This is a genomic window from Algibacter sp. Ld11 (assembly GCF_045066735.1).
Lineage (GTDB): Bacteria > Bacteroidota > Bacteroidia > Flavobacteriales > Flavobacteriaceae > Algibacter.
Genome location: NZ_JBISHH010000005.1, coordinates 1 through 12,843, shown reverse-complemented (window position 1 = coordinate 12,843; position 12,843 = coordinate 1). Strand labels below are relative to the sequence as shown.

General features: G+C 34.0%; 7 protein-coding genes. 1 reads left to right on the top strand and 6 read right to left on the bottom strand.

The features are described from left to right. Positions 1-11 precede the first annotated feature (11 nt). Positions 12-1,505, top strand: coding sequence for a hypothetical protein (locus ACJJV4_RS02125; RefSeq protein ID WP_405291645.1), 1,494 nt, complete (start codon positions 12-14; stop codon positions 1,503-1,505). A gap of 84 nt (positions 1,506-1,589) precedes the next feature. Here ACJJV4_RS02125 and ACJJV4_RS02120 read toward each other — a convergent pair whose 3' ends face one another. From ACJJV4_RS02120 to ACJJV4_RS02095, 6 genes are all read right to left on the bottom strand, one after another. Further along, positions 1,590-2,069, bottom strand: a complete 480-nt coding sequence (locus tag ACJJV4_RS02120) for a hypothetical protein (RefSeq protein WP_405291643.1) — start codon at positions 2,067-2,069, stop codon at positions 1,590-1,592. 213 nt (positions 2,070-2,282) lie between these two features. Beyond that, positions 2,283-2,726 (bottom strand): DUF3124 domain-containing protein, encoded by a 444-nt coding sequence (locus ACJJV4_RS02115; RefSeq protein ID WP_405291641.1) that lies wholly within the window; start codon positions 2,724-2,726, stop codon positions 2,283-2,285. 261 nt (positions 2,727-2,987) lie between these two features. After that, the gene (locus ACJJV4_RS02110) at positions 2,988-4,925 is read right to left on the bottom strand and encodes an OmpA family protein (RefSeq protein WP_405291639.1); all 1,938 of its coding nucleotides are present in this window, start codon (positions 4,923-4,925) and stop codon (positions 2,988-2,990) included. Between the two features lie 73 nt (positions 4,926-4,998). Further along, on the bottom strand, positions 4,999-6,924 hold the full coding sequence (locus ACJJV4_RS02105) for an OmpA family protein (protein WP_405291637.1): 1,926 nt from the start codon (positions 6,922-6,924) through the stop codon (positions 4,999-5,001). A 98-nt stretch (positions 6,925-7,022) separates the two neighbouring features. Beyond that, positions 7,023-7,949 (bottom strand): type IX secretion system membrane protein PorP/SprF, encoded by a 927-nt coding sequence (locus ACJJV4_RS02100; protein ID WP_405291635.1) that lies wholly within the window; start codon positions 7,947-7,949, stop codon positions 7,023-7,025. An 11-nt stretch (positions 7,950-7,960) separates the two neighbouring features. Next, a partial coding sequence (locus ACJJV4_RS02095) for an HYR domain-containing protein (protein ID WP_405291633.1) occupies positions 7,961-12,843 on the bottom strand: 4,883 nt, incomplete at its 5' end.

Genomic DNA, 12,843 nt, shown 5'->3' with positions numbered 1-12,843 from the left:
TCAATCAAAAAATGAATAGTACAATTATAAAAATTAAATTATTAATACTGTGTTTTGTTTTAACAGCAAGTGCTTTTGGACAACAAAAGTTAACAAAACTAGAGCAAAGTATTAAGGTAAATAAAGATGTAGTTATCGATTTAAACACAAGCCATTGTAATGTTGTTTTCGATACATGGAATAAAAACACCATTGAAATTGAAGCCTATGTTGAAGGTGAAAAAATATCGGAAGAAGCGCTTAAAAGTGTTTTGAAATCTTGGGATGTTGATATTGATGCCACTTTTGATAAGGTTTCGATAAATACAAATAAATCAAACCCTAATGTGGTTTGGGTTGAAAAGAATAATGACAGCGATGGCGATTTATTAACCATAATTTTTGACGAATTAAAATACGAATTGGCCGATTTACCTCAAGCTATCATGAACGGTTTAACTGTAGATGTGCCTGAAATTCCGGCTATGCCAGAAATGCCTCAATTACCAGAACTTCCGGCAGGCGCACATGCCATGGAGTTTGACTATGAAGCCTATAAACAGGATGGTGAGAAGTATTTAAAAAAGTATGAAGAAAAATTTGAAGCCACTTATGGAAAAGATTTTGAAGCTAAAATGGAAGCTTGGGGCGAAAAATTTGGAGAAGAATGGGGAGAGAAGTTTGGCAAGCGTATGGAAGCCTGGGGAGAAGCTTTTGAGGAACGATTTAATGAAGGCGATTTTGAAGAGAAAATGGAAGCTTGGGGAGAACGTTTTGGAGCGCAAATGGAAGCACAAGCAGAGCGTATTGAGGCGCAAGCCAATCGTGTTGAAGCGCAAGGTAAGCGAGTTGAGGCCAATAGAGAACGCCAAGAAGAACGTGCAACTTTAATGAAAAACCGCCATAAAGAAGTTGAAAAATTAATGAAAGGGCATGGTGATTCTAATATAAAGAAAACTATTAAAATAAAAATGCCAAACCATGCCAAGTTAAAAGTTAATATTAAATATGGTGAAGTAGAATTTGCCACTAATGTTAGTGATTTAAAAGCTAATTTATCACATTCAAAATTTAAAGCATATAGCGTTAATGGGAGTTCTACTTCCATTAATGCTTCTTATTCGCCGGTAAATGTAGAATTCTGGAATTTAGGAGAACTGAATCTAAATTACGTAAACAATGCTGAAATAAGAGAGGTAAAGCAATTAGTTTTAAATGCCACATCATCTAATATCGATATCGAAAAATTATGCGGTAGTGCTATAATTGATGGAAATATTGGTGATTTAAATATTTCTAAAATAGAAGATAGTTTTAGTAACTTAAACATTATTCTTCAAAATAGCAATGCCTTTATTAAATTACCCAATGTAGATGCTAGTGTGCAATACAAGGGAAGTTATTCTAAATTCTCGCATCCAAATCAATCAGCTAAAAATCAATCGTCCTCTTCTTTTTCTAAAAGTGGATCTAGCGGAAAAAGTATTATTATAAATGCAAAGTATAGTAATGTTGAAATGGAGTAGGCCGATATAATAATGCCTAATTTTTCAGCATAAAAAAGCGCCTTAAAAAAGACGCTTAAATTTTATTATTGATATCTAAATGAATTAGAATTGATATCTTAAACTTAATGCAATATCGAAAACAGTATTATCTGTAAAGTTGTTATTCCCAATTTCTGGTCGAAAATCTAATGAGATTAATAAAGGAATATCAAAATCATATTCTATACCCACATCTCCAGCTGCAAAAAATCCAAAGTCATCATCTAAGTTACTGTCATTTCTTCCAGAAAAAGATGCTACACCAGCGCCAGCGCCTGCATACCAGTTAAATCCACCTTCAATATTCCATACCCATTGGTATAAACCAGCTAATTTAAAAGCACTGTAATTATTTCCATTTCTCCAGCCTAAATCAGCTTCAATCCTATTGTTATCACCCAAAGCATGTTGGTATGTAATTTCTGCCCCGAGACCATCGCTATCTCCAAGACGCAACCCTAAAGCGTGATCGGCAATATTTTGTGCGCCAGAGGCAAATGTAAATCCTAATAATGTAATTGATAATAAAAATAATTTTTTCATAGTTTAAATAGTATTTGTTATTGATATACGATCTTTTTTAGTAAAAAGATTGTTTTGCTTCTGCATATTAAATGCATTGCAATAACGTAAAATTTAGAATTATATTTAATGAAATATTGGGTTAGCGGTTGTAATATACTTTTTTGAGTTAAAAAGAATTCATCTAAAGAGCTCTTTCGCGTAAAAGCACCGGTGTAGTATGTATAATGTTAGTTATTTAATCCTTCTTGCTTGCGTTGCAAATGATAAACCTTGTTGACCTACAGTAGAATTCATAATTGCTTCGAATAGAGGTTCTGGACAGCCTTTAGGTGTTTTCCACTCAAATACAAAATTAGAACCGGTACCTCCAGAGTTATCAATTTCATCAATAATAATTTCGCAGGTTTCCATAGGCGCTAAAAAAATAGCATGGCCAATGTAAGGGCGCACATGCTTACCGTGTGTATCAAAATACTTAGCACTTAGCACATAAATGGTATCTACATCGCTCGTATTTCTTAAACTAACCATTGTGGTTAAATTGTGTGTTTTATGCTCATGCATGCTAAAAATTTGCGAGTATGTCGATAAGTAAGATTTACCATATTCCAAAGAATCTGATAAGGTTGAATTTACTTTGCGTTTAGACCAATTTTCAGTACTTACTGAACTCATTTTTGTTTCATGGTTACAGCTTGTAGCTAATAGTAAAGAAAAAATAATAAGAAAGTATTTAGACGTATGCATAAAAGACATGATTAAAATGAATTGATTCTTATAAAATAAACTATTTATCACCAATGGTAAATTATATCGAATAATTAGGTGGTGATTAATACAAAGATAATGAAGTAAAGTGTTTAATAATGGCTTCAGTTGAGTTTTAAGAATAGCACCAGATTGAATTTCATTCTAGTGCTATTTGTTTTACCTTAATTATTTTATTTTAGAAACAATAAATTGTGTACGTCTGTTTAATTCGTGGTCTGCTTTAGAACATTTCACGCTGCCATCACAATGGTTTACAAGTTTTTCTTCTCCAAAACCCTTTACGGAGATAATTCTATCTTTATTAACACCGTGTTCAATAAGATAATTATAAGTAGATTGCGCGCGTTTAAGGGAAAGTCTTTTATTGTATTCCGCTGGTCCTCTAGAATCGGTGTGTGATTCAATTTCAATAGCCATTTCAGGATATGTATTCACCATCAAATTAACAATTCTATTTAATTCAGCCGTATCTTGGTTTCTAATAGTTGCTTTATCAAAATCAAAATATATAGGAGCTAACTCAACAATAGGATATGGAGCCACTTTTGGTTTATCTTCTTTTATCTTATTTAAAGTAAAATTCTCGTTGATAGTGGATATTTTTTTATCAATATTTTTAGATGTAGTATCTCGGAAGTCTTCAATATAACCATCTTTTATAACCTGCAATTTATAATCAGCATCGCGATCAATATTAATCTCGTAATAACCCACGTTATCTGTTTCAACAAATGCAATAGTGTTGCCTTCTGTATCTAATAAATTTACAGTAACATGCTGTATAGGTAGGTTTGTTTCGGCATCAGTTATTTTCCCAACAATTTTTAATTGTGGGGTTCTGTCAAAAGCATAAATATCATCACTTCCCACACCTCCTTCTCGATTGGATGCAAAATACCCAGAAAGTCCATCTTCATTTAAAAAGAATGAAAAATCGTCTTTACTAGAATTTACAGGAACGCCTAAGTTAACTACGTTTGTAATGGTTTTATTTTTACTATAAACGGTTGCAAAAATATCCATTAAGCCTAAACCTTGATGACCATCGGAAGAAAAGAATAATACATCTTCACTATTTACAAAAGGGAATTTTTCGTTTTTATTGGTGTTTACAATTTCACCTGCATTTATAGGGTCTCCTAAGCTGCCGTCGGCACTAATATTTGCGTAATAAATATCCGATCCGCCAAATCCACCAGGTCTATCTGATGCGAAATATAATTTTGTTTCGTCACTATTTAAAGCTGGATGACCAGTAGAGTAGGCACTGTTGTTAATAGTTAATTCTTCTAAATTTTTCCATTTTCCTTTAACAAGAGAGGCTCGGTATATCTTTAAATTGGTAATACCGCTTTCATTTTTTCCTAAAACGTTTTTATTAAAATCATTTCTAGAAAAATAAATAGTTTTCCCGTCTTTAGATATAGTTACGGGACCATCGTGAAAAACAGAATTTATATCGCCCTTTAATTTGGATTTGTGGTCTACTACGCTATCGTTAGCATTTTTATTAGTGACGTATATATCCAAAAAAGGTTCATTATTCCAGCCGTAAAGATGATTGGTTAAAGCACCTTGATCTCGTGAGGATGTGAAATAAATATTACCGTTATTCTCAACGGCTCCAAAATCGCTAAATTTTGAATTGAATTTAACATCGGTTAAAAAGTAGTGTGGTTTGGCATTTAAAACAGATTTTAAAAAGTCCTTATCACTTGCGAGTTGCTCTTCATTTATAACTCCTCCTTTATTTTTATACTCCTTAATCCATTTACGATACCCTTTATAATTTTTAACACCTCTCAATGCTTGTGCATAATTATAATAGTATTCAATAGGAATATTTTCTTGTTCTATTGCTTTTTGATAATACACTACAGCGCTATCTGGGTTGCGCATAAACGCATAAGTATCGGCTAATTGCCTAATAGCATAATCTGTATTAAAATCTTTATTTATTAAGTTTGTGTATACTTCTGTCGCATCAGCAAAGGCAAAAGTATTGAATAATTTATCCGCTTTTTTTTGCATGCCATACTGCGCAAACGCAGTTAAAGAAACAAGTAAGAGCAGACTTGTTAAGCAGTAATTTTTTAATTTCATGGGTTTATATTTAATTAAAAAAAATATAAGTAGGGTTTAGATATTATAAAACACATGCAAGGTTGTGTATGTATTATTCCATTTTTATAACTATAAATTGTGTACGTCTGTTTAGTTGATGATCTTTTTCTTCACATTTTTGACCATCTTCACAGCCATTTGTTAGTCTACGTTCACCAAATCCTTGATGTTCGGTAATTCTTTCTGCTTTTACTCCCTTAGAAACTAAGTAATCGTAAGTAGAGTTAGCTCTGTCAATAGATAATTTGTCGTTGTACGATAGAAGACCTCTAGAATCTGTGTGAGACTCTATTCTAATAACCATTTCTGGATAAACATTCAACATTAAATCTACAATTTTATCTAATTCTAAAGCGGCATCTGGACGAATGTAATGCTTATCAAAGTCGAAATAAATTGTATTTAATTCGGCAAGTTTGATAACATCTGGAACCGGATTTAAAAGTAAATTAGCTGTTATAGATGTTAATTCAGTTTGTAAATTTTTAGAGGTAAAAGTTCTGTAATCGTCAATATATTTTTTCTGACTTGCTACAATTTTATAATCTTGATTTCTGTCTATATTGATTTGATAGAAACCATTTTTATCAGTAGTCATGTATGCTACTTTTTCTCCTTTAGAGTTTATAAGTTCTATAACCGAATTTGGAATTGGTTTAGAATTTATAGCATCTGATACGACACCTTCTACTTGTAATACAGGTTTTCTGTGATAGGCATAAATATCGTCGTCACCGCGACCTCCAGGACGATTAGAAGCAAAATAGCCCGTAATACCATTTGGATTCATTGTAAACGAAAAATCATCTTTATTCGAATTTATTGGAACTCCTAAATTTATAACATCTACAACCTCGTCTGCTTTAGCTTCTTCACCTTTAATTGTGGCAAAAATATCTAATAAACCTAGACCAACATGTCCTGCTGAAGAGAAGAATAGCGTTCCTTCATTGTTGATATATGGAAATCCATCGGCTTGATCTGTATTAATTACTGGGCCAACATTTTCCGGTTCACCTAATGTGCCATCGGTATGTATATCTACAGCGTAAATATCAGATCCTCCATAACCACCAGGTCTATCTGAAGCAAAAAACAATTTGGTATCATCGTTATTAAGAGCAGGGTGCTGGGTAGAAAAATCGGCATTATTAATAGATAAATCTTCTACATCTGTCCAAATACTATCCCGTAATGTGGCTCTATAAATTTTCATGTTGGTTAAACCCTTAGAATCCTTTTCTTCAACTTGATCTTTATAGTTGTTTCTAGAAAAATACATGGTTTTTCCATTTTTAGTAATAACTGCTGGGCCATCATGATATATAGAATTGACATCACCTTTAAGTTTAGCGGTATAGTTTACATTTCTTCTTGTTCCTGCTTTAGCTACATATATATCTAAAAACGGTTGCTCATTCCATCCATAAACTCGTTTTACAGCTACACCTTCATCTCTAGCCGAAGCGAAATAAACTTGTCCGTCTTTTTCAAAAGCTCCAAAATCACTATACTTAGAATTAAATCTAACCTTGTCTAAAAAATATTGCTGTTTAGAATTGAAAACACTAGTAATAAAATTTAAATCTTTAGAAAAATCGTTTGAATTTACAACACCTCCAGAATCTTTAAAAGTTTGTAACCACTCGCGAGAATCATCGTATTTTTTCATTCCACGCAAAGACTGTGCGTATTTATAATAATACTCTACTGGCACGTTATCTTGCTTTACAACACTTTTATAATATCTAGAAGCATTTCTAGGATCACGAAGTAGGGCATAACAATCTGCTAATTGCCTAGTGGCATAATCTCGATTATAGTTGTTTTGAATGAGTTCTCTGTATACTTTAGCAGCCTTAACAAACGAAAATTTATTAAAAAGGGTATCTGCTCTTTTTTGTTTTCCTTGTTGAGCAAAACCATTAATACTTAATATTAAGGCTATACAAACCAATATGTAATGTTTTAGTTTCATATATAAGGTTTTATTTCTTTTTAGGTTGTTAGAGTTAAGCCGATTGAGATAATTTCTTTTTTAATCTGAAATTAATAGATAACATGATTATCTATTATTTAAAAATAACGAGGAGATTTTAGTTTAGAACTCAAGAATTTGAATTCATAAATTAAAAGAACCTCATGTGTTCCTGTTGTATAATCGGCAATTTCTGAAATTGGTTTTTCGTATGCGTAACCTAAACGCAATTGTCTAGAAACTTGAAAATCTACAATGCCACCAATTGCAGCTGTTTGTTCGTTAATTCTATAAGATCCACCTAACCAGATTTTTTCTTTATATAAAAAATTAGCTGTTAAATCGTATGACACTGGAGCACCGTTTGTCGCTTTAATTAATGCCGCAGGTTTAAATTTGAAATCTTGACTAATATCTAAAACGCCACCTACTGTAAAATAATAACTAATACGCTCTAATGCTTCAAAGTCATTTTTATTATTGATATCGTTATTTAAAATTCTAGGAGCAGAAAGACCAGCATAAATACGATCGGTGCTCCAATATACACCAGCACCAATATTTGGTGTCCAACGATCTTCAGCTCCAAAAATTAATGGATCGGAAATATTAGAACTATCGAATCGAAAATCTGTATCAAAACTAAACTGTGTAAAACCACCTTTTAATCCAAAGGCTAATTTTCCATTTTTTCCTGTTGGAATAGAGTAGGAGAAATCAGCATATAAATATGAGAAATTTTGAGGTCCTAAATCGTCTTCAATAAAAGACAAACCTAAACCAATACGATCGTTTCTTAATGGTGTATGGATCGATAAGGTTTGTGTAATTGGCCCGCCTTTAAAACCAACCCATTGGCTTCTGTGCAATCCAACAATGCTTAAAGCTTCTCTACTACCTGCATAAGCAGGGTTTATAGAGATTGTATTGTACATGTACTGGGTAAATTGCGGTAGTTGTTGCGCAATTCCAACTGTACAGCTAAACAATGCAATAGCTATTATGTTTTGTTTTAAAAATTTCATAGGTTAATATTTTATTTGGTTCCTAAATATATTGGGCCAGTTAAAGGTTCTAATCCACTATCTTGTAAATAAATAATGTAGTAATATGTTCCGTTTGGTAATGTACCATTGTTTCCTATCGAAGATTTAGGAGAGTATCCATCCCAATCACCTTCACTACCAGAAGTAGACATACTGCCTAAGGTATAGTTTAAAGATTCATAAACAATAGCACCCCAACGGTTAAATATTTTTACATTAGCAACGAAACCACATAAATCTATTCCTGATATATCGAACGTATCATTTATACCATCTCCGTTTGGTGTAATGGCAGTAGAGATATCAATATCTGTTTCACCACAAGGTAAAACATCACAATCAGCGTGTATATTCATGGTAACCTCTGTGATACTAATACAACCGTCATTAGTTGTGGAATATCTAAACAGATAATCAATGCCACCATCGTTTGGTAAAAAGTCTGCACTAAGTTCGAGAGTAGAAGGGTCGAAAATATTATTCGTTAATGTAGCCTTTAGATCTCCTTCTAATAATTCCCATGTTCCATCGGTATCTAGTGTTTCATCAATAAATTCATTCAGATCTACAACGCCTTCTTTATAACACCAATCTGGCGCAACGATATCGAAATAAATTTCATCTAAAGCAACATTTAGTGTTTGCGTGTAAGTTTCTGAGTTATCACAAGCATCAGTAGCAACCCAAGATCTTACTATTTGATAATCTACTAACATGGTTTTATCAAATGAGTTTGTTTCACTGTATTCAACAGTTACATTATCCGAACAACTATCAGTGAACTGAATTGTTGGTATTTCTGGAATATCCTTACAGCTTACCTCTAAAACAGCATCGAAGGTTGTTATAGGTGTTGGTGCAGTTGTATCTGTTACCGTTATTATTTGCGTATGTGTTGCTGCAAGACCACAATCATCAGTCGCTGTCCAAGTTCTTGTAATTGTGTAGTTAGAAGGACAATCGCCATCTGTTCTTACATCATTAACTTCCACATTGGCCGTACCACAATTATCTGTAGCTGTTAAAATTTCAGCATTAGGAATGGCATCACATTCAGCTTGCAATGTTGACGCAGGTAGCGTACCATCGAAAACAGGTAGAGTGGTGTCTCGAACTGTAATTATTTGTGTGTAAGATGTCTTGTTCTCACATTCATCTTCTGCTGTCCATATTCTGGAAATAGTGTAATTAGATGTGCAATCACCGGTTGTAATAATATCTTGTACAGTTACGCTTGCCGATCCACAAGAATCTTCAGCACTTAATATTTGGGCATTAGGAACTGAATCGCATTCAGCCACTAAGTTCGCACTTGGTAAATCACCAACAAATGTTGGAGCTGTGGTATCTTGCACGGTTATGGTTTGCGTATAGCTAGTTGTTAAATTAGCAGCATCTGTGACTGTCCAAGTTCTTTCTAAAATATAGTTATTAGTACAATTACCGTTAGTACGTTCTTCATTAAATGTAACAACTGCGGTATTACAATTATCTGCACCTGTTAGTGTTTCTGGAGCAGGAATTGCATTACATTCTATTGTTATTGTTTCTATTGGTAAAGCTTCAACGAAAGTCGGAGGAATATTATCTACAACGGTTACTGTTTGTGTACAATTGCTAACATTACCTTCAGAATCTGTTACAGTCCAATTAACAACAGTATCTCCAATAAGAAATGATGTAGGTGCATCGTTTTCAACTATAACACTTGTACAATCTTGAATATCTAACGTTCCTAGTTCTACGTTTGTAGCACTACAAGAATCTGAATCTACAAAAACTGAAACATCTGCAGGGCAAACAACTTCAGGTAAATTACCATCGGTAACGGTTACTTTTTGTAGGCAAGTAGTTTCGTTTCCAGAAGTATCGGTAACCGTCCAAGTCACAATCGTTTCACCTAAAACAAATGGTTCTAAAGCATTGTTTGTAATAGATGCTACGGCGCAGTTATCGTCTGTTATTGTATTGCCTAAATCTACGTTTGTGGCTGCACATTGTCCAGGATCGGCAGCTACTATAATATCTGCGGGACAAGTAATAGTAGGAGGTATATTATCTTCTACTGTTACAGTAGCTTCACAACTACTAGAGTTTCCATTTATATCTGTTGCGGTTATTATAACTGCAACATCGCCAATGTTAGAGCAATCAAAAGTTGTTTGAGAGGCCGTTAATGTAACTGTTCCACATGTATCTGAAGATCCACCATCAATATCCGACGGTTGTATATTAGCAGTTCCAGTTTCATCTAATTGAATTGTAATGTTTGAGCATAGCGCTGTAGGTGGAACATTGTCCTCTACAGTTACAGTTGCTGTACATGTTGTTACGTTATTATTAGCATCTGTTACTTCAAGCGTTACTGTGTTGTCTCCAACATCAGCACAGGTAAAGATAGTTTGAGATACAGCAAGTGTTACTAATCCGCAATTATCGTTAGAACCATTATCTACATCGGCAGCAACAATAGTTGCAGAACCATTAGTATCTAATTGAATAGTTATACTTTGGCATAGCGCCGTTGGAGGTATATTGTCTTCAACGGTTACAATTGCAGTACAAGTAGAAGTATTATTGTTGTTATCTGTAACGGTTAATTCTGCTATGTTATCTCCAATATCTTCACAGGTAAAACTTGTTTTATCTAAAGCAATAGATTGGATTCCACAAGCATCGTTTGAACCATTATCAATTTGATCTGGTGTAATGCTCGCATTTCCATCTGTGTCTAGTTGTATTGTAACAGCTTGGCAAATTGCTGTTGGAGCTATAATATCTTCAACGGTTACAATGGCATCACAGAAACTTTCATTATCATTTATATCTGTTACAGTAAGCGTTACCGTATTTTCTCCAATATTTGTACAATCAAATGTAGTTTGAGAAGCTGAAAGCGAAACTTGACCGCTACAATCTGCAGAGCCACCATCAATATCTTGTGGTAGAATTGAAACAGAACCTGTATTATCTAACTGTACTGTTATGTTTTTACATAGAACAGTAGGTTCAATAGTATCTTCAACAGTTACTATCGCTGTACAAGTATCTTCGTTTCCGCTAGCATCTGTAACTGTAAGTGTTACCGTGTTTTCCCCAACATCTGCACAACTAAAGTTTAGTTGAGAGGCTGTTAGCTCAGGAATACCACAATTATCTGTAGAACCACCATCGATATCACTTGGCACAATATCAGCATTACCAGAACTGTTTAGTTGAACGGTTATATTTGCACAAACTGCAGTTGGCGCTATGCTATCTTCTATAGTTACTATTGCCGTGCAAGTCGATGAGTTGTTGTTAGCATCTATAACAGTAAGCTCTACTGAATTATCACCAATGTTTTCACATGTAAATGATGTAGTATCTAAAGTAATACTGGCTATTCCACAAGAATCGTTCGATCCGTTGTCAATTTGCTCTGGAGTTATAGTAGCATTACCATCTGCATCTAATTGAACCGTAATAGCTTGGCATATTGCTGTTGGAGGTGTAATATCTTCAACAGTAACAATAGCGCTACAACTGGCATCATTTCCGTTAGAATCACTAACAGTTAATGTAACCGTGTTTGCTCCAACATTAGAACAATCAAAAGTGGTTTGAGATGCAACATAAGTAACATCGCCACTACAATCTGTAGAGCCGCCATCAATATCAATAGGAAGTATTGAAACTGTTCCTGTTTCATTTAATTGTACTGTGATATCTTTACATAAAACGGTAGGAGGGATATTATCTTCAACCGTTACAATGGCATCACAAGTACTTTCATTTTCATAAATATCTTTAACGCTCAATGTAACTGTATTGTCTCCAATATCTGAACAATCGAAATCCGTTTGCGATATTGAAAGCGTTACTGTAGAACAAACATCGCTTGATCCATTGTCAATATCATCTGCCGTTATAGTTGCATTTCCATTTGTGTCTAACTGAATAGTTATGGCTTGACAAATTGCTGTTGGTGGTATAATATCTTCAACAGTTACAAGTGCATCACAGGTGTCTTCGTTTCCAAAAGCATCTGTAACGGTTAAAGTTACTGTGTTTGCACCGATATTTGTACAATCAAAAACTGTTTGAGAAGCCGAAAGAGTTACTTCGCTACCACAATCTGAAGAGCCATCGTCAATATCACTTGGCTCAATAGTTACAGATCCTGTTTCATCTAAACGAACTGTAATATTTTTACAAGCAATAACGGGAGCAATATTATCTTCTACTGTTACTGTAGCATCACAAGATGCTTCATTCCCATAATCATCAACTGCAGTTAAAGTAACTGTGTTTGGTCCAACATTAGAACAATCGAAACTGGTATTAGACACACTCAGTGTAACAGCTGAGCAGTTATCATTACTGCCATTATCAACATCATCCGCAGTAATAGTTGCAATTCCTGAACTGTTTAATTGTACAACAATGTCTTGGCAAATTACATTAGGAGCAATATTATCCTCTACCGCTACTGTAGTTGTACATGTTGAAGAGTTTCCATTAATATCGGTTACTGTTAATATAACCGTATTGTCTCCAATATTAGAACAATCAAATGTTGTTATGTCTAATGCAAATGTATCAACTCCACATGAGTCTGTTGATCCATTTTCTATTTGGTCTGGAGTTATTGTTGCATTACCAGCAGCGTCTAATTGTACTGTTATAGCTTGGCATATTGCTGTTGGTGGTGTAATATCTTCTACTGTTACTGTGGCAATACAAGTATTTTGATTTCCCTCTTCATCTGTTACAGTTAATGTAACCGTGTTATCACCAACATTAGAACATTCTAAAATACTAGGCGAAACGCTCATTGTTATATCACCGCAATTATCAAAAGAGCCATTATCAATATCTGAAGGTGAAATAG